15 protein-coding genes, 1 tRNA gene and 1 pseudogene are annotated in these 23,039 nt (G+C 48.5%); 11 read left to right on the top strand and 6 right to left on the bottom strand.

The window, feature by feature from the left end:
- Positions 1-43 precede the first annotated feature (43 nt).
- A pseudogene (locus tag P6574_RS22060) lies at positions 44-172 on the bottom strand (hypothetical protein); the annotation flags it as partial.
- Positions 173-1,914: 1,742 nt separating this feature from the next.
- Between P6574_RS22060 and P6574_RS05135 the strand changes: the two are divergent.
- Positions 1,915-2,604, top strand: coding sequence for a hypothetical protein (locus P6574_RS05135; RefSeq protein WP_310619315.1), 690 nt, complete (start codon positions 1,915-1,917; stop codon positions 2,602-2,604).
- 219 nt (positions 2,605-2,823) lie between these two features.
- Positions 2,824-3,123 carry a hypothetical protein gene (locus P6574_RS05130; RefSeq protein WP_310619314.1) on the top strand — a complete coding sequence of 100 codons (300 nt, stop codon included), beginning with the start codon at positions 2,824-2,826 and terminating at the stop codon, positions 3,121-3,123.
- On the opposite strand, the gene P6574_RS05125 is transcribed toward P6574_RS05130, so the two are convergent.
- Both P6574_RS05125 and P6574_RS05120 read right to left on the bottom strand, forming a co-directional pair.
- The gene (locus P6574_RS05125) at positions 3,102-4,454 is read right to left on the bottom strand and encodes a tyrosine-type recombinase/integrase (protein ID WP_310619313.1); all 1,353 of its coding nucleotides are present in this window, start codon (positions 4,452-4,454) and stop codon (positions 3,102-3,104) included. The genes P6574_RS05130 and P6574_RS05125 overlap by 22 nt on opposite strands.
- Positions 4,455-4,701: 247 nt before the next feature.
- Positions 4,702-4,786 (bottom strand) — tRNA-Leu (locus P6574_RS05120).
- Between the two features lie 369 nt (positions 4,787-5,155).
- Between P6574_RS05120 and map the strand changes: the two genes are divergently transcribed.
- From map to P6574_RS05105, 3 genes are all read left to right on the top strand, one after another.
- On the top strand, positions 5,156-6,001 hold the full coding sequence (gene map / locus P6574_RS05115; protein ID WP_310619312.1) for a type I methionyl aminopeptidase: 846 nt from the start codon (positions 5,156-5,158) through the stop codon (positions 5,999-6,001).
- Between the two features lie 22 nt (positions 6,002-6,023).
- Entirely contained in the window at positions 6,024-6,779 is a 756-nt protein-coding gene (gene radC / locus P6574_RS05110; RefSeq protein ID WP_310619311.1) for a RadC family protein, read from the top strand.
- Between the two features lie 116 nt (positions 6,780-6,895).
- Positions 6,896-9,247, top strand: coding sequence for a bifunctional diguanylate cyclase/phosphodiesterase (locus P6574_RS05105; RefSeq protein ID WP_310619310.1), 2,352 nt, complete (start codon positions 6,896-6,898; stop codon positions 9,245-9,247).
- Between the two features lie 122 nt (positions 9,248-9,369).
- Here P6574_RS05105 and ppdK read toward each other — a convergent pair whose 3' ends face one another.
- Entirely contained in the window at positions 9,370-12,045 is a 2,676-nt protein-coding gene (gene ppdK, locus P6574_RS05100) for a pyruvate, phosphate dikinase (RefSeq protein ID WP_310619309.1), read from the bottom strand.
- A 331-nt stretch (positions 12,046-12,376) separates the two neighbouring features.
- Between ppdK and P6574_RS05095 the strand changes: the two genes are divergently transcribed.
- From P6574_RS05095 to P6574_RS05080, 4 genes are all read left to right on the top strand, one after another.
- Complete coding sequence (locus tag P6574_RS05095; protein WP_310619308.1) at positions 12,377-14,179, top strand: tetratricopeptide repeat protein; 1,803 nt, start codon at positions 12,377-12,379, stop codon at positions 14,177-14,179.
- Positions 14,180-14,186: 7 nt separating this feature from the next.
- Positions 14,187-15,080 (top strand): 4-(cytidine 5'-diphospho)-2-C-methyl-D-erythritol kinase, encoded by an 894-nt coding sequence (locus tag P6574_RS05090; protein ID WP_310619307.1) that lies wholly within the window; start codon positions 14,187-14,189, stop codon positions 15,078-15,080.
- Between the two features lie 243 nt (positions 15,081-15,323).
- Positions 15,324-16,952, top strand: coding sequence for a S8 family serine peptidase (locus tag P6574_RS05085; protein ID WP_310619306.1), 1,629 nt, complete (start codon positions 15,324-15,326; stop codon positions 16,950-16,952).
- Positions 16,953-16,958: 6 nt separating this feature from the next.
- The gene (locus P6574_RS05080; RefSeq protein ID WP_310619305.1) at positions 16,959-17,345 is read left to right on the top strand and encodes a hypothetical protein; all 387 of its coding nucleotides are present in this window, start codon (positions 16,959-16,961) and stop codon (positions 17,343-17,345) included.
- A gap of 53 nt (positions 17,346-17,398) precedes the next feature.
- Here the strand turns inward: P6574_RS05080 and P6574_RS05075 are convergent, their stop codons facing one another.
- Positions 17,399-18,280, bottom strand: a complete 882-nt coding sequence (locus tag P6574_RS05075) for a dienelactone hydrolase family protein (RefSeq protein WP_310619304.1) — start codon at positions 18,278-18,280, stop codon at positions 17,399-17,401.
- Between the two features lie 577 nt (positions 18,281-18,857).
- Between P6574_RS05075 and P6574_RS05070 the strand changes: the two genes are divergently transcribed.
- On the top strand, positions 18,858-20,561 hold the full coding sequence (locus tag P6574_RS05070; RefSeq protein WP_310619303.1) for a type I secretion system permease/ATPase: 1,704 nt from the start codon (positions 18,858-18,860) through the stop codon (positions 20,559-20,561).
- Positions 20,561-21,877, top strand: a complete 1,317-nt coding sequence (locus tag P6574_RS05065; RefSeq protein ID WP_310619302.1) for an HlyD family type I secretion periplasmic adaptor subunit — start codon at positions 20,561-20,563, stop codon at positions 21,875-21,877. Before P6574_RS05070 ends, P6574_RS05065 begins: the two co-directional genes overlap by 1 nt.
- Positions 21,878-21,921: 44 nt before the next feature.
- On the opposite strand, the gene P6574_RS05060 is transcribed toward P6574_RS05065, so the two are convergent.
- The gene (locus P6574_RS05060) at positions 21,922-22,938 is read right to left on the bottom strand and encodes a polyprenyl synthetase family protein (protein WP_310619301.1); all 1,017 of its coding nucleotides are present in this window, start codon (positions 22,936-22,938) and stop codon (positions 21,922-21,924) included.
- Positions 22,939-23,039: the final 101 nt, after the last annotated feature.

Here is a 23,039-nt window from a genome sequence, read left to right as displayed (position 1 = left end):
CCCAGTGCCGGAACGGCGCTCCATTGCATAAAGCCCCGGGGCGCTACTTAAGCAGCGGCAGGTAATGCCAGATCTGAAAACACTTTTGATGGCGGCCAAAGCATCGTTTGTGCGTAGCCAGAACCCGCTGGCCATCGGTAATGGTAATGTACTGCGCATAACTGCGCAACGAGACCGTTTTAAAGCTACACTCTGCTCAGTATTGCAGAAATGCGCCGGGAGAGGCATCCATTCCATCACTACCCTTCAACCTGCCGCAACTTAACGATAATCTCTTCTGGCTTTGGTCTCTTGGTTCCCATATCGAATCCTCCGTTTTCCTAATCATAAACGTGGACCACTTCATTGACAGAGGCTCAGGCACGACTCAATTTCCCCCTATGATACGCGCAGCTTATAACCAGCTACTCCTTTCTACTCTACCTTCTCACAGTTTCCCCCTCGGTTTACCTGCCCAAACCATCACCACGGACGTTATGCCCTCTACAAAATGGTCAATATGCCCGTATGAACACATAACGCGGCGCTCCCCACCAACCCGCGCCGCGCTCCTTTAGGCACTGCCAACAACGATGGCGGTGTTTCTACGAACGGCACCACTTCAAACCCGCGCCGCGTTTCTCACCTCCAACCGCGGCGCCGTATAGACTCAAGTGACAAAAGTGTTTCGCGCACCGCGGCCTATGAATGTTGGCACTATTTCGCAGGACGTTTTCCTCGGCGCCGCCACACTCATCTGTCCATCCTATGCGTGCTGATCTCAACCACGTCGTCCGCGCCCATATAATAGGCTGTGTTAGGATTTAAGTACCATTATTAACTACTGTATTTAAAGGGAAAACTCAGTTACCTGAGAAAACACGATCGAATTTTTGCCAGCGGTACTTCAAGTAGCCTCCGTCCCGTTTTTAGAAATGTTATCCACACACCAATGATCTGCGGGTAAATTATTACTAGGTGCCCTTGACACATACCCATAGGTAGTATGGAGTTATACGTAGTTAACCACACTGATGGTTGATAAGGGGACCCGGCCCAAAACCGGGATTTTGGAGAACAAGGTGTCAATGCTCTTGAACGCAACACCCTCCAAAACTAAAACTTAGCTTCGGCTAGAAACGATACAACACAACGCTCTGCGTCAGATGTTGCATACATATGACTGAGGTCTAAATCCTGCTTGCCTCCAAGAGACACAGGTGGCCTCTACAGTCTCATCTCTCGTTCGTTCGCAGCGTATGCGCTGCAGGGAGATGATATACGCACAGTCTTTTGTGGTGGTGATATCCCCCGTCCATGACTGGCGAATACAATGCCACCCACAGCCACCTCGGCTGCTCGGACGGCGTACAAAACGGCTGCTCTTGTTCTACAAGAACTTATAAAAAAGAACGCCGTAATATAGCCTCGTAGAAGCGATCTCAGGGTTGCTTACTGCATGCGGGCACAGAGGGCACTGCCCTCAAAATCTCTTAGCTAAGAGGCTGCCAATGTAATTGGCGGCAACGAAAACCGTATTGCGTCATGAATGCAATGCAGCCGACCCAGCGGTAAATACTGCCGAAAGACCACGAGAACAACGTGGCCCCCAGTCCCACTGTCTCTGGAGTAGCGTGGGGCGAACAGGTGCTCGAATTCGCGCGCCGCTGAGTCCGACACGGCCGGCCAGTTGTTCTTACAAACGACCTGAATTTGAAACGAGAAGGGAAACTTTGATGACACTTCATACGAGGAAACCGTCAGATGCAGCACAAAGCTCGCGCTGTATCAGAGTGCGATCGAAGCTGTTCCCCTATCAAAGCCAAATCCTGAAAATGGTGGCTGAAGGGAAAACGCAAACCGCCATCCGCAGATGGCTGACAGCACGGCACGTTTCCATTTCTCCGTCTACCCTTTCAGATTGGATCAAGAAAAATGGCAAAATTTGCCCACCCCCGGAAACAGGCCATCAGCGTCATCAAGCACCTTCAAGGCACGGTGATTAAATCGGTTGGTTCGGTACGCATCTATGAAGGCGCTCTGACCCAAATTGCAGGCTCAAGCTTTCTCAAACTAAGAGGTCTTTCCCTGCGCGACCTCACCGAAGAAGAGGCTCACGCCTATTTGACATGGCGAGCGCGGCATGTACGTCAAGCCACCCTCAACCAAGAACGCTTGGCCATACAGATGATGCTGCGCAATGTGAGCCATAAGTTGAGGGCCAATGACAAGCTTCTGCTTGTCCACTCACACCAGCCCACGCATAAAACCTCCCGTAGTTACTCTTATAGGGAAGTCAGGCAAGTAGCCCAGGCGCAGCGGGACAACAATCAGTTGTGCACTTGGCTTGCCTACCATGCCGGCCTGCGAGCCCATGAGTTGATGACCTTGCGTCCTCACGAGGAATGCCCTCCAGATCATCGGCCTGCATTACCAAGTAAGTTTCTCGGCCGCTCTGGTGCCTTGTACACCGTCACCGGCAAGGGCGGGTTGCGACGCACTGTTCTTGTCTCGCACCATCTGCAAGAAGCCTTGGAAATCCGGCGTATGAAGCAGCCCCAACAGGTACAAGACCGTGAGGTCTTTTACCTCCCTTACTACAACATTGGCGGCGGCAATGCCTAGAGCTCCAGTTTCACCGAAGCGTCCAAACGGGCTCTAGGCTAGTCGAAAGGAGCCCATGGCCTACGCCACAGCTACGCGCAGGAGCGCATGCTTGAATTGCAAATCACCCACAAACTGGAGTGGGAGCTTGCATTGGAAACCGTATCGCAGGAGATGGGGCACTTTCGGCCGGAAATTACCATGGAATATTTGCGGTAAGGCTTGGCAATCTCCGGTTCCATGAGTGATCCTACACGCCCCTCACGGTGGCGCCAGCGTCCAAAGCGCACGCCGATTGACCTACTCCCCCAGCCATCTTCTGCACCTCTCACCTGTGAGCGATTGCAGAAGGTAGCTGAGGTACTTGCGTGGCTGGTGGTCCATGACAGCGATGCCTACGCCCCTTTATTCAAAAAGGTCAAAGCTGAACTAGACATGCGGGAGGACACCAAACAGGAGGCAGCCACTTTCTTGCAACAACGTCGCAGCCAAAGCACGCACCCTTTATTGCTCCCGGACTATAGAGAGAAACAACGCTGAAACTCCTCGGGGACTGGAAAGGCAACGCGTTCAAGCGCCTCACGCTTAAGTGACAAGGGCGGTCCCTCGCCGTAAAGAGATCCGTTAGTTGCATGTCCCATAAGCCAGCGACACATTTCCTCATCTACCTTTTGCGCCCGCAAACGGTCCTTAAAGGAGTGGCGCAGGCCATACAAAGACACACTGGGAGAACATAGATTGTGGATCCGTAAGTAGCGATTGATTTGCGTGGTTGCCGTGTTGTTTTTATCATAATAGCGCTCAAGCCCTTGTGGAAACAGCTTCACGGCTTCCAAAGCTACCCCGACCAAGGGCATCTCCCGCGATGAAGGGTCAGTCTTCAAATGGCGCAGTTCCGGCTTGATTGAAACATAAGGGACCTCACAGTCAAGGTGGATATTGTTCCCTGTTAACCCGCAAATCTCTGAGGGGCGCAGCCCTGTCTCAATCATAATATAGACCAGCGCCTGCAGGGGTGGTGTCAGCCCCCCCAATGTCCCAATCGCCAATAAGTTTTTTAGAATATCCTCCACTGGCCAAGGACGACGGACATTGGTATCATCCTTGCCCAGTGCCAGATCGGCAAAAACATCCTCCATCTGCAGTTGCCGTCTTTTATTCACCGCCCGGTACATGGCTGCAAGATCAGAAAACTGGCGATGGGCAGTCGCCTTCTTTTTCCCGGTGGTAGCGACCTGTTCCAGCCAATACTCGCGAAATGCCAGAGTATGATCGCAAGTGATATCGCGCAGGTCCATATCCCCCACCAATTTGAGAAACGCATTTTGTGCACGCAGGTGCGAGCCTTGAAACATGCGAATTTGCTCAGGAGACTTTGCGGCCAGTTTTTCAGGCTCCAGCTCGATATAGGTCTGGTAGAGCTGAGAAAGAAGCAGCTGGGGTTTCTGGGTCGTCACCCCAAGCAAGGCGGGCGCCAGGTCTTTGGCTTTATCGCGTTGGTCGATGAGGGTTTCCACGCGCTTGACGATTTCTTCCACTGGTCCCAAAGACAGGTGGTTCAGACTAAGCGGGGCAAAGCCAAATCTCTTACACTGCGCAACAGCTGCTTCATAAGTTCCTTGCGCAGTATTCTCAGTTATTAGGATGGGTTGGAGCTGCTCAAGCTGGCTAGTCCAATAAGCTTCGAGCTCCTTGTTGAGCTGAGCGGCGACCAACATGGCTTTAGCGCCTAATGGGTCATCAACCACCCGCACTTTGGTGGTAACCCGAACTCTCCGTCTGGGGTCAACCTCGGCAAATTGGGTGGGGACCCGACGTAGGAACTGCCAAACTCCACCCCGTTTTTCCAAATGCTTGGGCTTTACGCGCATGTCTTACCGCTCTCAAAATGCCCTCCCCAACTCTGATAGTAAGTATAAACCACAACTTTTCGGTAAGCAATTTTTAGGTGTGGTGTAGAGAGGGTCTATCTCAATGGCAGTAGAATAGCACTCTGGGAGAAGTCCCGACAAGGCGGGGTCAGGCAGGGTAGAGTTGGAAAATGTTCCCTACTTTGTTCCCTAGTTTTCACCCTAATTCATTGATAAATCAGGAAAACATAATAGTTTCAAGGAGAGATGGTGCGGACGGAGGGACTCGAACCCTCAAGCCTATCGGCGGCAGATTTTAAGTCTGCTGTGTATACCAATTCCACCACGACCGCTTATGGTTCGTTGCTAATGCCCTTTGGACCGAAGTGCAAGTGCTCTCACGCTTTTTTCCCAAGGCTTGTCGTCTGACTCCCTTCCCCTTCCCCCTAAAATACGAAAATACTACGTGCCACTTGGTTGTGCACAGATGTAGTCACCGTCTTCTATTAAGAAAAAATATCTCTTAATTCAATGAAATCACGATATAAGAATATCTAGGAACTATTTACACCCATCATGTACTTACTGCACAATCTCTGGAGTTTTAGGGGTATGCAGGGTTCGCAGATCTGATGTTAGACTAGAGTAAGTAATACCCAGTATTTTATTTTGAGGGTCTGCGCCAAGAATATACGATGTATCACTAAGGAAGAGAATGCCCAATGGTCTCATACATTGAAGCCAGTAATGCCCCTCAGAAAAATACAGGGCAGATCAAGCTCTATACTCCCGACGATTTTGAAAAAATGCGTGTGGCTTGCCAGATTACAGCTTCATGTCTCGACGCCCTTGTTCCCATTATAAAGCCCGGTGTTACAACGCAGGAAATTGATGACTTTGTCTTTGAATATGGCCGTGAGCGCGGAGTTGTCGCGGCAACGCTCAATTACCGCGGTTATACAAAATCATCATGCACCTCAATCAACCATGTTGTATGTCACGGGATTCCCGAAAATAAACGTTTGAAAGAAGGCGATATTGTCAACGTCGATGTTACCTTTATCAAGGACGGTTGGCACGGTGATTCCTCTCGAATGTACCCAGTGGGTTCCCTTAAACGTTCAGCAGAGCGGCTCATTGAGGTCACCCACGATGCACTGATGCATGGTATTGAAGCGGCTAAGCCGGGAAACACAACAGGTGACATTGGCCATGCCATTCAGAAATTTGTAGAATCTCATCGTTGTTCAGTGGTGAGGGATTTCTGTGGTCACGGGCTGGGTCTTCTGTTCCACGATATGCCAAATATTCTCCACTACGGCACACCAGGGGAAGGCTTCGAGCTTAAAGAAGGTATGATTTTTACGATTGAGCCGATGGTTAACTTAGGACGGCCGCATGTGAAAATTCTCAAGGATGGTTGGACAGCCGTTACTAGAGACCGCTCTCTTTCTGCACAGTTCGAACACTCAATCGGAATTACCTCCACCGGAGCCGATATCTTTACTCTCTCGCCCGGTGGGCTTTTTAATCCACTACACCCCGATAATAAAGCTATAGCGAGCTAGCACTCTCAGACAGGGGAAGTAAATGGATGATAGCCTGTTTGATTTTGCTGAAAAGCCTTCCCCGTCTTTTAAAAATGAAACAGAAAAAGCTAAAAAAAAGAACGATTTGAAGCACTACCACGGACACAGAGAACGCCTTCGTGAGCGCTTCGAAAAAGGGGGGAGAGAAGCTCTTGCCCCCTACGAATTGCTCGAAGTTCTCTTATTTTTAAGCATAAAACAAGGAGATACTAAACCGCTTGCCAAAGCACTTCTAGAGCGGTTTGGCTCATTTGCAAAAGTCCTAGCTGCCCCGATTGAACGCCTCGAAGAGGTGAAAGGCTGCGGCCCGAGAACGGCGCGAATGCTAAAGGAAATAGAAGCTGCCTCAATTGGGTACGCACGTGATCAAATAAACCAACAGGCCCCCTTATCTTCATGGTCAGCGGTTATCAACTACATTCATACTGCTATGGCCCACAAAAAAAACGAGGAGTTTCGCCTCCTATTCCTCGATAAGAAAAATCAATTGGTTGCCGATGAAGTGCAACAACGTGGCACTGTAGATCATACGCCCGTTTACCCTAGAGAAGTTGCCAAGCGAGCCTTGGAACTGTCAGCTTGTGCGGTCATCTTGGTCCACAATCACCCTTCCGGTGACCCGACACCCTCCAAAGCTGATATCGAAATGACATCCAAAATTGAAAGAACGCTTGGCGCACTGGGTATAACGCTTCATGATCACATTATTATCTCCAGCAGCGGGCATGTGAGTTTTCGCGGGTTAAGCTTAATTTAACACTTTCAATAGATTCAGCCTCAATCAATACAACCTTAAATTCAGCAAATCGAGATCAAACAAAATACAGTCTCACGCCAGACTATTATGGAAGACTGTAGGAGTGATTCGTTTGAGTGATAAAACTAAGAGAGCTTTTTATAGATATGCCTGCATTTATAGAGACGATAAAGGCGCAATCCTCTTCAAATGTAGTTGGTGAGATATCTTTGGAAGTACAGGCATCGCGCCGTAGAACTGCCCGATTTATCGCCTTCTTCCTTCTTCTGGTCGTTTGTTTTGCCTTTTTTGCAGGGTACCTCTCTCTCGAGTGGGCTACGCAAAAGGCTATTAGAAATGAAGCAGACAAAGAGCGACGTTTAGTCACCAGCACAGTCACAGTCTACACCGATAGCCTTTCCAATGAACTGGAAAGACTGGCTGTTTCGAAACGAACGCAGGAAACCCTCTTCTCAGATAAAGAGATCGTTTTCCTTGACCATGATCTGGCACCTAGCGCAGACAACCGCGGCGACAGAGATGTATTTGTCATACTCGACTCAAATGGCAAAGCGCTTCACACATTTCGCCGTGACTTGCCATGGCATGAAGATATTTACGACAAACAGCTCAAAAACCAAGTTAGTCCACTCTTGGAATCCCTTGCTCATGACATCCATAATATGTCCAAGCAAAAGAAGATTCCTGGTCCGTTGCGGCAGTCTGTCCCGCAAACGTTGAGTAAACGTAGTATTCTGGAATTGGACGGAGGTATTAGCCTCGCCACTGTGGCTGCGATAATGCCGCAAGAAAAGAACTCAGCGCAAAACATCGAGATAACTGGCTATCTATTATGGCTGCGCTCTTTAGATGCTCGAGCTCTAAACCGGTTTGAACAAATAACCGGCCTTTCTGAAATGTTTGTCGCTAGCGAACAAAAAACTGGTCAAGATGACATCATTTCCGTTCCGTTAGTTGACCATGATGGGCAAGTCACTGGCTACCTTCATTGGAACACCTCAGCTATTGCAAAGACTATTGGTCCATCCATCGCTCCATACTTTATTGGAGCGGCGATGATAATTTTATTGACTACCCTAGTTCTTCTTCGTCAGCTGGTTCGCCTGACAGACAGGATTGTCAAAGGAGAAGCAGAAGCTACCTATGCTGCCCTCCACGATGCTCTATGCGACTTGCCAAACCGAACCTATTTTGGCCTGAACTCAGAGGCAGCTTTACGTCGCTCCCGTTTGGCACGAAAAGATAGCGCCCTCCTGTTTATTGATCTGGACCACTTTAAGCAAATTAATGATAGCTTGGGGCATACGGTCGGAGATGAAGTTATTCTTGAGGTTGCCGACCGCTTGAGGCAAGTGGTCGGGAACGGTGACTTGGTCGCCCGTGTCAGCGGTGATGAATTCCTTGTGCTCTTAACTGAGCTGGAAGATGAAGCGGAAGTACGGGAAAAGTGCAGGATCATTGAAGCGGCAATTGTGCAACCGATGACACTCGGCGCTCATAAAATCCTTACAACTATTTCCATGGGCGTTTCCATAAGCCCTGAACATGGAATTGAATTAGCTGAGCTTCTTCGTCGAGCTGACATTGCACTGTATGAAGCAAAGCGCAATGGCCGTGGCCGCTTTGAGATATTCAAAGAAGCTATGGAAGACAGTATTATAATCCGCAGGGAGCTCGAGGTTGAAATTGAACGAGCTCTCAGCAGAGGCGAATTCCAGAACTACTATCAGCCGATTATGAATCGCTCTGGGGAAAAAATATTAGCTGCAGAAGCGCTTGTACGCTGGAACCACCCTTCACGTGGCCAACTTGCACCAGCTGCCTTCCTCGCTGTTGCGGAAGAGTCCCATCTCATTATCAAGATTGGCGAATGGGTCTTAGAAAATGCTATTCAGGATGCAATTATGCTGCCTGATATAACAATGTGCGTGAATGTCTCACCAGTACAACTTAGACAGGAAGATTTCCCTGAAGTTGTGTCAAGACTTCTGGAGCGATATCATCTTCCTGCCGAACGCTTGGAAATGGAAGTCACCGAAGAAGTTCTGATGAACTCTGGAGATGGCGCAACCGATGTACTGGCTCGCCTTAAAGCCTATGGCGTCAAGATCGCACTCGATGATTTTGGAACCGGTTACTCTTCCATGAGTTATCTACGGGAGTACAAGTTCAACAAAATCAAGATTGACCGGTCTTTCACACAAGATCTGGAAACAGAAGGTGATGCACGTTCAATTATTAAATCTCTGATTGATCTATCTGTCTCAATTGGAATGGAAGTCTGCGTTGAGGGGATTGAACGACCAACGCAACACGACTTCTTGAAAAACATGGACTGCCAACTGCTTCAAGGATACCTATTCTCGCGTCCTATGCCACTTGTAAAGTTCAAGCTTTGGCAGCAGGAGTATGACGTCAAGCATACTCGTATGGAAGAAAAGATCCGCGGACGTTCAGTCAGCGTTTAATCAAGATAGCAGGACAGCTATAACTGAGAAGTACTTCAGCTATCTTATGAAGGTAGCTGAAGTACACGTTTATTTAAGGCATCCAACTATCCGGCCTATTGGGTTACTTCCTTGCCACTTATTTACCGAGAACTGCTGCTTCTTAACACGGCTTGAGCCGCAGCGAGGCGGGCAATGGGTACCCGAAACGGGGAACAGGAAATATAATCTAAGCCAATCATCTCACAAAATGAGATGGAATGAGGATCTCCGCCATGTTCTCCGCAAATTCCAACCTTTAAATCCGGTCGTCTGGACTTTCCTCTTCTAACACCTATACTTACCAGTTCCCCGACCCCTTTTTCGTCGATTGAAACAAACGGATCCAGCTTTAAAATCCCAGTTTCTTGATAGTTACCCAGGAACGATGCGGCATCATCCCGAGAGATACCAAATGTTGTCTGGGTCAGATCATTCGTACCAAAAGAGAAGAACTCTGCCACTTCCGCAATATCTTCAGCACGTAGTGCAGCTCGGGGTAGTTCAATCATTGTACCAATTGAAAAATTCAGCGAGACATCATTTTCTTGCTCCACCTCCTTCGCCACAGAGAGGATTGTAGACCGAACGTTTTCCAGTTCCGATTTCATACCAACCAGAGGCACCATAATCTCTGGTTTAACGGTGGCTCCAGTTCGCTTGGAAAGTTCTGCTGTTGCCTCAAAAATTGCTCGGGCTTGCATCTCCACAATTTCAGGAAATAAGACCAGTAGACGACATCCCCTATTCCCCAACATAGGATTCACTTCGTGCAGTTCCTGAGCCCGTTCCTTCAGGTCCTCACTGTTAACTCCCATATTAAGTGCAACCTCTTCAATTTCCTTTTCCGTTTTTGGTAGAAATTCATGAAGAGGCGGATCTAATAGGCGAATTGTTACAGGTAATTCTTCCATAAGCTCGAAAATCTGGATCAAGTCCTGACGTTGCATTGGCAACAGCTTGGCGAGTGCTTTTTGCCTTTCCACTTTGGTATCAGCGAGGATCATTTCCCGTACACTTAATATTCTTTCCCCTTGAAAAAACATATGCTCTGTACGGCACAAGCCGATTCCTTCAGCTCCGAAAGAAAGGGCGGTTTTCACATCAGACGGTGTTTCTGCATTTGTACGAACCTTCATGCGGCGAATATCGTCAGCCCACTCCATAAGACGGCGAAACTCCTGAGAGGTTTCGGGTTGCTGCATCTCCACACGTCCATCAAAAACCCTCCCACTACTCCCGTCCAGCGTGATAAAGTCGCCTTTATTGATGATTTTTCCTTCAATGATCATCTGCTGACGGGGCAAGTCCACTCGAATGCCTCCAGCTCCTGAAATACACGGTTTTCCCATTCCACGTGCAACGACAGCTGCGTGGCTGGTCATACCGCCTCGCGTTGTCAAAACGCCCAACGCCGCATGCATACCGTGAATATCTTCCGGACTAGTCTCCACTCTCACCAGAATAACTGGATTACCGTTTGCTTTTTCCGCCTCAGCTTCATCAGCGGTGAAAACAACGGCCCCATAAGCAGCACCAGGTGAAGCAGGTAATCCTGTTGTCAGTTCTTCATGTCCCGCAGATTCAGCAATTGTTGGGTGCAGTAATTGGTCCAGAGACGATGGATCAATACGATCTACAGCCTCACGTTCAGAGATAAGCTCCTCTTCCACCATTTCCACGGCGATTTTGAGAGCTGCACTCATAGTACGCTTGCCTTTGCGCGTCTGGAGCATCCAGAGCTTTCCCTGCTCCACTGTAAACTCAAGGTCCTGCATGTCTTTATAGTGGCGCTCAAGCTTCTCACAAATATGAGTAAACTGTGAGAAGACATCGGGCATTAAGATTTCCAAGGATGGGTTTTGAGATCCTGCGGCAATTCGTGATGCTTCCGTAATATCCTGCGGTGTTCTGATGCCCGCAACCACATCCTCTCCTTGAGCATTGATGAGAAACTCACCGTATAAAGCCTTTTCTCCGGTTGAAGGGTTACGTGTGAAAGCAACGCCGGTTGCACAGTCCTCCCCCATATTCCCAAAGACCATTGCCTGCACATTGACCGCAGTTCCCCAGTCCTCGCTAATATTATGGAGTTTACGGTACGTTTGGGCTCTGGGCACCATCCAGGATTTAAAAACCGCTCCAATCGCCCCCCATAACTGGGCCTCGGGACTTTCAGGAAAAGATTCGTCAAGCTCCTCTTCCACCAAAACCTTGTAAGCGTTCACGATCTCTTTCCAGTCCGCACCGCTCATCTGCGTATCTTGGCTGTAGCCTTTGTCTTCCTTGTAATCTTCTAGAATATCTTCAAACTCTCCAACGTCTATTCCAAGGACAACATCAGAGTACATTTGTATGAAACGGCGGTAGCTGTCATAGGCGAAACGCTCATTGCCCGATTTCTCTATCAAGGCAAGAACACTCTTCGAGTTAAGGCCCAGATTAAGGACCGTATCCATCATTCCCGGCATGGAAACGCGTGCACCCGAACGCACAGACAACATCAAAGGCGAGTGCATGTCACCAAATCGTTTTCCCGACAGCCGCTCAACTTTCTTCAAAGCTTCCCAGACTTGCTCCTTGATGTCATCTGGATAGCTTTGTTCGTTGGCGTAGTAGTGAGTGCACACTTCGGTGCTAATGGAAAAACCTGGGGGAACCGGAAGACCAAGCCTACTCATCTCGGCAAGGTTTGCCCCTTTTCCTCCCAAAAGGTCACGCATAGATGCGTTTCCCTCAGTCTCTTTACCCCCAAAAAAATAGACCCACTTTTTAGCCATTGGGACCCCCGTTTCAAGGCGAACCAGCTCGGTTTCCCGCACAACAGAAGTATTTTCTCCATGCCGGTTACCGTTCACCTTTCATGTTTCAAGCACGGCACCTACCGAAGTGATGCAGTTCTATACTGCTATTAATAGAAAAATGAGGCAGTATGCGCACCCTACAAAAGCACCGGTTTCGACAAAAAGTGTAAAAATCCGTTATTTCATGATGGGATAAACAGTATATAAACCACGCTAGTTGCATGATAGTCCCAAAGGGGGCACTGTTTATATATAAAATATGGCTGTAAAAGCATTGAGTCGTACAGACTCTCAACGAGAGAAACTCATGAACCAAACAAGATACTGCGTTGCCAGAACCAAACCGCTTTCGCGCCTGTTCAAGGCGGACAGGTTGAACATAAAGACATTCTTTCTGGCCTCAGCGCTATCTCTTGTTGGGCTAAGCACCCCTCTATCAATTGCCCAAGCCAATCAAGATCAAGAAGACAGCCTTGCCACAAGCTCTTCTTTTGCGGGCAGTTATTTATCGGGTAGAAGTGCATTATTATCTCAAGATCTTGACAGTGCTGCAAGATTCTTTGCTCTAGCGCTCTCCAAAGACCCTCAAAACTACTACCTACAGGATCGCGCATTTGTTTCTTCCCTTGCAAATGGAGACATAAGCAAGGCGGAGGCGCTCATTTCCGATATTTGGAAAAATGATCCTGATCATTTTCTATCTAGATTTGCCGGATCCGCCCTAAAAATTAAGCAATTAAAATATGATGAAGCCATTACCATACTTGAGCATGGCGATATCAACCCACTATCCCAATTAACTTTCGCAATTATCAAAGCGTGGTCGCTTGCGGGAAATGGGGAAACTCAAGCTGGCATTGAAACACTAGACGACAGTGAAGGACCAAAGTGGTTCGAGCTGTTTTCCAATTACACCGCTGGCCTGCTTCTGGAATCCTCTCACGATTGGCAAGCAGCTTCCGACCGATATAAGGCCAGCTACATTGCAGATCCAGGTGCCCTAAGGGTGGCAAATGCCTATGCTAGATCTCTGGCAGTAACAGGCCAGACGGATGAGGCTATTACTGTTCTTGATGAGTACGATAAACTCATTCCACAACACCCTATTCTCTTGCAAACACGTAAGGCAATAGCCAATGGGAGTAAGTTTGAACCGCTTGCTTTAACTCCATCTCAAGGGGTCGCGGAGGCGCTCTATTCATTAGGCGCAGCCATTAGCCGAGATGGTGAGGAGCTTGCAGCTGCGTATTTACAGCTCGCTTCACATCTAAATCCTGACCTTGGTGCCACTTCCATCGCTTTGGGGGCCTTGTTCAATCAGATCGGGGATAATGAGCGCGCGATTCAGTATCTGGAACAGGTGCCTGAGAATTCTCCACTAAAGAGGGAAGCCGAAATCCAGATTGGCCTTCATTACAATACTCTTGATGATCTGGACAGCGCTCGTGAGCACCTTCAGGCCCTGATGGAACAAGACCCAACAGATGCAGAGGCCGCCGCATCACTGGCCAATGTATTGCGCGCGCACGAAAAGTTTAAAGAGGCGGAAACAGCCTATACTCAGGCTATTGACGCGGATGCCTCTATTACCAATGACGACTGGAGCCTCTTGTACTTTCGCGGGATCACCCGCGAGCGCCAGAATAAGTGGATCGAAGCAGAGGCAGACTTCCGCTCCGCTTTAGAGTTTCGCCCGAACCAACCCATGGTTCTAAACTATCTTGGCTACTCACTCGTGGACCGAGGGGAGAAGCTAGATGAAGCGCTCGAGATGATAAAAACAGCTGTCAGCCTCAGGCCGACAGACGGGTATATTGTAGATAGTCTGGGCTGGGTCTACTACCGGCTTGGCCGCTATGATGAAGCTGTGAAGGAACTTGAGCGCGCCATAGCATTGAGACCACAAGATCCTGTGATTAATGATCATTTGGGTGATGCATACTGGAAAGTCGGACGCAAGCTGGAGGCCCGCTTCAAATGGAACCACGCCCGTGACCTTGACCCAGAGCCAAGCGATCTGGCGCGGATTATGAAGAAAATAGAAACCGGCCAACTGGAAGAAGAAACAACCAGTGTCGGCACTGCAGCAACCTCACTACAGGACGGCTAAAGAAATAATGAATTTTGACTTTTCGGCCGCACCTGTAAAGCAAAACCATGTTGAAGAGTTGGCTCGCGCTAAGGTAAATTTGGCGCTGCATGTCACCGGCATCCGGGAAAATGGCTACCATACACTCGACAGTTTGGTTGTTTTCCCCAAGACAGGTGACCTAGTTCGCGTAGAAGCTGCCGACCAGACTTCGCTTGACATTATAGGTCCCTTTGCCGATCAATTGGATAGCAACCCTGCAAACAATCTCGTTTTTAGAGCTGCCCAGCTTCTGGCTGAACTTGTGCCAACTACCCGTGGCGCTATGATTGGCTTGTACAAAAGGTTGCCAGTGGCAGCTGGCGTAGGTGGTGGCTCGGCCGATGCGGCGGCAACTTTACGGGCCCTTTCAAAAGTCTGGGGCATTTCCCCAAGCACGCCGGAACTGGAAAGCCTTGCTCTTCAATTGGGTGCTGATGTACCGATGTGTATTGCTGAGCAGCCTATGAGGATCAAAGGAATTGGTGAAATACTTGAGCCAATTCCCCCTATGCCTGCTGCGGCAGTCGTTCTGGTCAACCCTGGCTTCAGTTTATCGACACCTGAGGTTTTTTTGGCTCTCAAAGAGAAAAAAAACTCAGGTCTCCCTCCCCTTCCCCACTCTTTCGGTAGTGCTTTCGCTTTGGCCGAATGGCTCAAAAGCTGCAGGAATGACTTACAAGAACCTGCCATTCATCTGGTCCCTCAAATTAAGGAGATACTGGAGCTTTTGGAGGTGCAGCACGAAACACTGCTTGCCCGTATGACAGGTTCCGGTGCGACGTGTTTTGCGCTATGCAACTCCCTTGATGATGCTGAGGCTCTGGAAAGTCGGCTCAGGAGCAACAGGCGAGATTGGTGGATTGTCTCCGCGCCGTTGTAAAGATCGCAATAGGCGAAGACAGCAACTTTCTGCGATCAATCACTCGTAAAGCTCCTGTTTTCGTGGATTATATTTTTTTTGGCTTAAGCGTCTCAAGAGCAAATCCTCCACCCCAATATCCGCCGTTACTTTTCTTTGCAGCCGTCCACTGGAAGTGGCCGTAAAATCCAAGGTTAGCCAAACGCTCCAATTTCCTATAGGTTGTTATTAAGGAGAAGTAGACAACCAATTGGGGAGCAAAGAATGAATAAGGATATCAAGCGACAACTAGAAGAGCTTTTGGACAACTCTCCAGAGCCGTATTCTGATGTCATCGTCCAATTCAACTCTCCGCGTCGGCAAGTCATCCGTCAGCTTCTGGAAGCAGCAGTAGACACTGAAACCAGCAGATCTATGCTTGTGAATCCGGCTAATATGTTCCCCCCAGATCGGAAAACTTCCAGTCAAAGCCATTCCTCGCCCCGTTCGCTGCGCGATCAACACGCTAGCCTCTCCGCAAATGTGGCACGTAGACCGCTGTTTAAGAAAGCCCTTCCTTCTGAAAACAATGACTTAAAAACAATAACAAGCTTCCTGTCCTCGTCCCTTGTCAATCAAGCCGTTTCTAAGGTGCGCAGTATTAAAGGGCTTCTGGCAAAATCCCAACCCCATGCGCTGAGCAATATCAGCGGCGCTCGGATAATGGTTCGCCGTGAGGAATTGCCAAAAATAATCAGTGAGAACAGCCAGATTCTTGAAGGGGTTTACTCCAATGCCCATATCCATGCTCCAAGCATTGGCGTAATTAACCCACAAGGGCAAGATGCAGACCAAACCTACTCAGCCACTTCGTGGGGTTTGGAGCGCACAAAAGCTTTAAGTGCTTGGAGTGCATTTGGAACGCGCGGGCGAATGCGTAACGGTCAGCCTGTTCGCATAGCTGTCCTAGATACAGGAGTTGATCCGAAACACCCTGACCTAGAAGGCAAGATTGCTGATTATGCAGAATTCGATGGAAGCGGCACCCTCGCAAAAGTAGGTCTTCAACACGCGCGGGATAGTGGCCGACATGGCACCCACGTGACAGGTACTATCATTGGTGGGAATGCAAGTGGTGGTTGGATTGGTATGGCCCCTGAAGCGGAAGTGATCGCTGGCTTGGTGCTAGATGGAGCGAAAGGCGGAACTCTGGCACAAGTCCTCTCCGGGATTGACTGGGCGGTTCAGAGCAAGGCTCAGATCATCAACATGTCGCTTGGGGGGCTTACATTTGATTCATCAGTTGATACCCCTTATCAACGCGCCATAGTCGATGCGCTCATAAACGGGGTTTTAGTTGTAACAGCCATTGGCAATGACGGGCATCAAACATCCGGACCTCCGGGTAATGACTACTTCTCTCTTGCAGTGGGAGCCCATGACATTCGGCGCCGTTGTGCAGGCTTCAGCGCAGGGCGAACTCACGTGCTAAACGAATCAAACTTCATAAAAGACAGTTTTCTTCCGCTCGTTTATACGAAACCGGATGTTTCTGCCCCTGGTGTTGCAGTTAAGTCATGTGTACCGGGTAATGGCTGGGAAACTTTCAATGGCACATCGATGGCTACCCCTCATGTCTCTGGTGCTGCTGCACTTTTGATTGCAGCAACTGACTTGCATTCGCTGGAGCCTGCTCAAAGGGCAGTCACGACAAAGGACATAATTCTGGGCGGAGTAACAGATCTTGGGGAAGCTGGACAAGATCAAAGGTTTGGCTATGGAGCAATTAACGTGCTAAAATCTGTCGATGAAGCAATCCGGCGTGGATTTGGAGCGTCACTCCCTTCTCAAGCCACTTCTCCATCTGACACGGATGAAAAGCCAGTTACTGCGGCTATCTTGGAAAAAAGCTAGGGCAAAATGGATACGGCAACAGCTAAATACATTCGTCATGACGAACGGTCTATCGGGCAACGTGGAAAAGTCTCCAAGCCGCTTCGTACATTTTTGGAGCACAACCCAGTGGGCACCATAAGAGTGCTGATTGTTCTAGACACTCCTCAACCAGATATGTCCTACCTCTTGGCAGGTGGTCAGCAAGGTAGTTTTTGCGCAGACAATACAGAAGATGCTTTGTGTAAGGCCATTGATGAAGTTGGGTCCATACTTAAAACCAGTGGCCATGGGGACTTCAAAACGTTTGCGCGCACTGCCAGTATTCTCGCCGAGGTTGACAGTCAAACCATCAATGCTCTGGAGGCATCCTCCAGAGTTCAGGAAATTGTTGCGAATGAAAGGCTAAACTGATTTCTCTTTAACTAGAAAACACTTAGCCTTTTATACGTTCCCACGGAGAAAGCCTACTTCAACTTCTTATCAAAGAAGTCAACAGACCGGTCCCATGAGAGTTCGGCAGCCTCCTTATTGTAACGAGCTTTGGAGGTGTCATTGTTGAATGCATGGTTAACGCCCTCATAGACATAAATAACAAACTCCTTGCCATTTTGCTCCAATGCCGTTTTGTAATCATCAATACCTGCATTGATCCTCTTATCTTCTCCTGCATAGTGCAGCATGAGAGGAGACTTAATTTGCGGAACCAATGAAGTGTCGGCCTGCTTTCCATAGTAGGCAACTGCAGCCTTGAGGTTTGGTGCAACAACAGCAAGGTTGTTGACAAGACCACCGCCCCAACAAAAGCCAATAGCCCCAACACTCCCTGTGCAATCATCTCGGTTCGCCAGATAGTCAACAGCCAGCCGCGCATTATTCAATGTACGCTGTGCCTCCAAAGCCCGTATTTTATCACGTGCAGCATCCTCATCATCTACCGGAGTTCCCCCATCTGGGCTAAGGAAGTCCGCGGACAGCGTCATAAAACCATCGAGAGCAAGCCTTCGCCCCACATCTTTAATATGCTCATTCAATCCACGATTTTCATGAATGACTAAAATTGCAGGCAACTTTTCTTCTATTCCGGCGGGGCGTGCCAAAACACCATTCATTACGCCACCGGCACCTTGCCAGCTCACTTTCGAAGAAGTGACACGCTGATCACTGGGGGAGATAATTGAAGCTTGGGTAGGACTAGCTGCAATCAAAGGAAGAACCGCTACTGCTGTTGCTCCAGACCCTGCCAATTTGCTGAGTTTTTCCATAAAACCCCGTCGATCCAGAGTCAGATGAGTATACTCATCATAAGCATCAATCATTTCCTGGGTGACGCGCGGTTCTTTCGACATGACTTCCACTCCTTTTTGACCGGGTACAGCAAACTAGGGAAGCTCTGGTGCAGAGCTGAGTTATGTTAATCAAATGGAGACTTCAAGTCTCTCCGGTTTTTCTAGTGTGAATACCCCTTTGAATAATATAGTGGCACCCACGTGCACATGGAGGGAAAACAACCACCTCGAAGGACCCGTGCCTTGTGGAGGCGCTTGTAATCTCGCCAACTCACCTTTTCGAAGTTAAAGCACACAACTCCCTGCATAAAATGCATGCACTAAGAATACCTATAATAGTATTATAGGTGCTTGGTATTTAAATCTTGACTACCAAATTGAAAACTCAACTATGAACCGAAAAACTATATAATAATCGACCAAAATACCTTTCAAGTAAATACATCATTATACATGCCAACAAGTCCAACAAAGGAAGATCATATTTTTTACTATGCACTTCATACAAGTTAACTAACCATTGAATTAAACTATTTTTAATTTGATAGGAGTGTCAGTCGTTTTACAGTGCTCATAATGTAAAAATAATCGAAAACGAGTAAGAGGTCGCCCTCCCAAAGCACCTCAGGTAGACACAATGCCACGCATGCAGCAAAAGAAAAAGTCAGAAATATCGAAGGCCTTTCAGGACATACGTAGTACTTTCATGGGAATTGCCATTTTAAGTATGGTCATCAACCTACTTATGCTAACTGGGCCCTTGTTCATGCTTCAGGTCTATGATCGGGTTCTCGTCAGCGCCTCAGTTCCCACACTCGTGGTAATTGCGGCTCTCGCATTTGTTCTATTCATATTCTATGGAGTTTTGGAGGGCATACGAAGTCGCGTGCTCCTTCGGCTAGGTCAGCATCTTGATATGACCTTATCTGCCTTTGTCTACCAAGGCTCAACCCTTCAAATGATTAGAACCTCCGGTCAAGGCACCCGGCCAATTGATGACCTGAACAGTATTCGGCAATTTCTATCGGGCCCGGGCCCCTCCGCAATTTTTGACCTGCCATGGATGCCATTCTACCTCGCAATCATATTCATGTTCCACTGGTTGCTTGGCGTTGTTGCTCTAGCTGGTACTATTTTGATTTCCTGTTTAATTCTTGCATCCGAGCTGACATCCCGTACCCCAGCCAAACAGGTCGCCCACGCTAACACGAGCCGATCCAACATGGCGGAGAACAGCAGGAAAAATATAGAAGCGATTGAGGCTATGGGTATGCTCCCTGCTCTGACCAAGATGTGGAGCAGTGAGAATAACAAATTCCTGTCAACCCAAAGAAATGCCTCTGACTGGTCCACTTTCTTTTCAATAGGCATCAAAACCATTCGCTTAATTCTCCAATCAACTGTTCTGGGCACTGGAGCCTGGCTGGTTATACATCAAGAAGCCTCCGGCGGTGTTATGATAGCTGCATCCATCCTAACATCCCGAGCAATGGCACCTATTGAAGTTGCCGTAGGGCAATGGAAGTCATTTGTCGTAGCACGGCAGTCATATGGTCGGTTGTTAGAGCTAAAGCCCCACAGGGAAAAAAACGTAGAGTTTGACTTGCCAACTCCCAAAAAATCTCTTGAGGTCAGTAACCTCTACCTAGCTCCCCTAGGTGGAGGCATGCCTATAGTTCATGGGATAAATTTCCAGTTAACGGCTGGTGAGGCTCTAGGCATCATCGGCCCATCAGGAGGTGGTAAATCCACCCTAGCCCGCGCTCTTGTAGGCATCATCCCTCCAACACGGGGGAGTGTCCGCTTTGACGATGCGGAACTTTGCCAGTGGACACCGGAAAAGATTGGCGAATTTATTGGCTTTCTGCCTCAAGACGTCCAGCTTCTGGACGGGACTATTGCTCAAAATGTTTCCCGCTTTTGCGACAATGCCGCCTCGTCCAAAATTATAGAAGCGGCTGAAAGTGCCGGACTACATGAATTTATTGTCGGCCTACCCAATGGTTATGAAACCCGTATTGGCCACGGTGGCTTTGCCTTGTCCGGAGGGCAAAAGCAAAGGCTCGGCTTAGCCCGAGCCCTATACGGACCTCCTTTTCTTGTGGTTCTGGATGAGCCCAACTCCAATCTTGATAATCTGGGTGAGATGTCTATGACAAAAGCAATCCGACTTCTGCGCCAATCAGGCAGCATTGTTATCGTCATAGCTCACCGTCCTGCTGCTATTGCTGCAGTAAATAAACTACTGTTTATTAAAGAAGGGAGGGCCACCAGTTTTGGCAACAAAGATGAAGTTATGCGCCAAGTTCTTGGAACACCTGTTGAGCGGGAGTCCGCATGATGAGCGATAAACACCCAGAGCTAGCAAAGCTGAAGTCAAACATCCGCTCCCATATGTTTACCTGCCTCGTTGTTGTTCTTGCCTTGCTTGTGGGTATCGGAGGCTGGATGACAATGACCAGTATTTCCGGTGCAGTTGTCGCTCCTGGATCTATCGAGGTGGAGACAGGGACAAAGCTTGTCCAGCATGAGGAAGGTGGCATAGTTACCAAAATTCTGGTTCAAGACGGTGACTACGTAAAGGCGGGTCAAATTCTTGCTCAACTGGATGGGACTGTCGTAAAGGCAAATCTTGCGATTATTAATCAACAACTTGCCGAGCAGTATGGTGCCATTGCACGCCTTGAAGCGCAGCGGTCCAACACCGCATCACCTGACTTTTCGGGTTTGGAAGAGGTTGCAATTCCACAATCTAAAAAGGCGTCCATAATAAAAAACGAAGGACAGCTATTTACTGCCAGTGTAAGCAGCTTCAAGAGCCAAATCGGCCAGATTAAAGAGCAGATCAATCAGTTCTATACCCAAATTGATGGATTTAAGGCCGAATACAGTTCAGCCCAAAAGCAAATTGATATCATTGGTATTGAACTGAAGGATCTTCAATCACTCCTCCAAAAGGGTTTGGTTAAAAAGTCACAGGTTCTCTCATTACAGCGCAAAGAAAGTGAACTGGAAGGAAGCAGCGGCGACCTTACCGCACGTATTGCAAAAGCCAAGCAGGCAATATCTGAGCGTAAAGTGCAGGAAATGCAGTTGAAAGAGGATTATAGCTCACGGGTGTTGGAAAAGCTTCAGGAAGCAACTTCCAAGGCCCATCAGTTACATGAACAAAAGATTACAGCCCAAGATCAGTTAGTTCGGCTGGACATTCGCGCTCCGCGCGCCGGTTACGTACAAAGTCTGGAAACCAACACAGTCGGTGGTGTCATCAGTCACGGTGATGTGCTTATGAAGATTGTTCCCAAGGAGGATCGATTAATCGCCGAAGTTCATGTCGCTCCAAATGACATCAGCCGTATCTATGTTGGTGAAAAAGCCCGGATCCGTATCCCGAGCTTTGATCAAAAAACAACACCTGAGCTCTATGCAAAGATTATAAACATCTCAGCTGATACAACAGTAAACGAAAGGACAGGCCAAGAGTACTATACCGCCAAACTCAGCATTTCGCATGAGGAACAGCTGAAGTTGAAAGGAAAACGACTAGTCCCAGGGATGCCTGTCGATGCGTTTATACAAACCTCTGATAGAACAGTCCTATCATATCTTATAAAACCATTACAGGATCAGGCAAGTTACGCGCTACGAGAACGGTAGACAATAAAACCGCCGTTTTCTGCTGGAGAAAGCGGCGGTGGATTTTAGCTTACACGTGCAATGCAAAACTCTACAGATTCGCGTAGAGCCTCTTTACACTCTCCATCTGGAAGTTCATCCAGAGCTTCGATTGCGGAGGCTCCGAAATCACGCGCACGTTTAATGGTATCCGCTAGGGCTCCTGTAGACTTCAGAAGATCAATGGCATAGTCCAGATCTCCATCTTTGATGTCGCCCTCTTCAAGGCAGCGCTTCCAGAATACTCTGTCTTCTTGCGTACCGCGCTGGATCGCATAAATGATCGGTAGAGTGATTTTCCCCTCATGGAAATCATCTCCGACATCTTTACCAAGATCTTTAGCAGAACCACCGTAATCCAAAGCATCATCAACAAGCTGGAAAGCAAGGCCCAGATCCATGCCAAACTTGCGGGCGACCTGGCGCATCTTCGAGCCTTGGTCGCATATTTCCGGCCCCACTTCACAGGCGGCGGCGAAAAGTGCTGCTGTTTTGGCTTCAATCACCTGCATATATTGGGCTTCGGTGGTATTTGTGTCCTGAGCGGCACCCAGTTGCAGAACTTCTCCTTCCGCAATAATCGCGGAGGCTTCGGAGAGAATACGCAGAGCTTCGAGCGATCCCACATCCACCATCATTTTGAAAGCCTGGCCAAGCAAGTAGTCGCCAACCAGAACACTTGCCTGGTTACCCCATAACTTGCGGGCGGCCAATTTGCCGCGGCGCATATCACTTTCATCAACAACATCGTCGTGCAACAAGGTGGCAGTATGCATAAACTCGACACTGGCTGCCAAGATCACATCACCTTGCTCACTGCCGTAGTCGAACATCTTGGCAAATGCCAATGTCAACATGGGACGCAAGCGCTTGCCACCGCTATCAATCAAATGACGAGCAATTTCGGGAATAAGATCAACATTAGACCCAGCTTTTGACAAAATGAGCTGGTTCACCTTCTCCATATCGCCTGCAACGAGGTCTACCAGCGTTTGAATGCTGGCTTCCTTAGTTTTTGTCTGTGTCAACGGAACCGCGCCCACTTACTGCAATCTCCCACTACGTTTTTCGGGACAATAGGAGTGCTGGCCCTATCCGACAAGGCTATTTTGGGCAATAATGTGTTTCAATTGCTAATAATTGT

The sequence above is a fragment of the Pseudovibrio sp. M1P-2-3 genome (assembly GCF_031501865.1).
Lineage (GTDB): Bacteria > Pseudomonadota > Alphaproteobacteria > Rhizobiales > Stappiaceae > Pseudovibrio > Pseudovibrio corallicola.
This window is presented reverse-complemented; position numbering and strand designations above follow the sequence as displayed.

Bases quoted from the DNA above. Each gene is read 5' to 3' on its own strand.
- P6574_RS05135 (WP_310619315.1), top strand. From the start codon at position 1,915: ATGGCAAAATTTGCCCACCCCCGGAAACAGGCCATCAGCGTCATCAAG.
- P6574_RS05130 (WP_310619314.1), top strand. From the start codon at position 2,824: ATGAGTGATCCTACACGCCCCTCACGGTGGCGCCAGCGTCCAAAGCGC.
- P6574_RS05125 (WP_310619313.1), bottom strand. From the start codon at position 4,454: ATGCGCGTAAAGCCCAAGCATTTGGAAAAACGGGGTGGAGTTTGGCAG.
- map (WP_310619312.1), top strand. From the start codon at position 5,156: ATGGTCTCATACATTGAAGCCAGTAATGCCCCTCAGAAAAATACAGGG.
- radC (WP_310619311.1), top strand. From the start codon at position 6,024: ATGGATGATAGCCTGTTTGATTTTGCTGAAAAGCCTTCCCCGTCTTTT.
- ppdK (WP_310619309.1), bottom strand. From the start codon at position 12,045: ATGGCTAAAAAGTGGGTCTATTTTTTTGGGGGTAAAGAGACTGAGGGA.
- P6574_RS05095 (WP_310619308.1), top strand. From the start codon at position 12,377: ATGAACCAAACAAGATACTGCGTTGCCAGAACCAAACCGCTTTCGCGC.
- P6574_RS05090 (WP_310619307.1), top strand. From the start codon at position 14,187: ATGAATTTTGACTTTTCGGCCGCACCTGTAAAGCAAAACCATGTTGAA.
- P6574_RS05085 (WP_310619306.1), top strand. From the start codon at position 15,324: ATGAATAAGGATATCAAGCGACAACTAGAAGAGCTTTTGGACAACTCT.
- P6574_RS05080 (WP_310619305.1), top strand. From the start codon at position 16,959: ATGGATACGGCAACAGCTAAATACATTCGTCATGACGAACGGTCTATC.
- P6574_RS05075 (WP_310619304.1), bottom strand. From the start codon at position 18,280: ATGTCGAAAGAACCGCGCGTCACCCAGGAAATGATTGATGCTTATGAT.
- P6574_RS05070 (WP_310619303.1), top strand. From the start codon at position 18,858: ATGCCACGCATGCAGCAAAAGAAAAAGTCAGAAATATCGAAGGCCTTT.
- P6574_RS05065 (WP_310619302.1), top strand. From the start codon at position 20,561: ATGAGCGATAAACACCCAGAGCTAGCAAAGCTGAAGTCAAACATCCGC.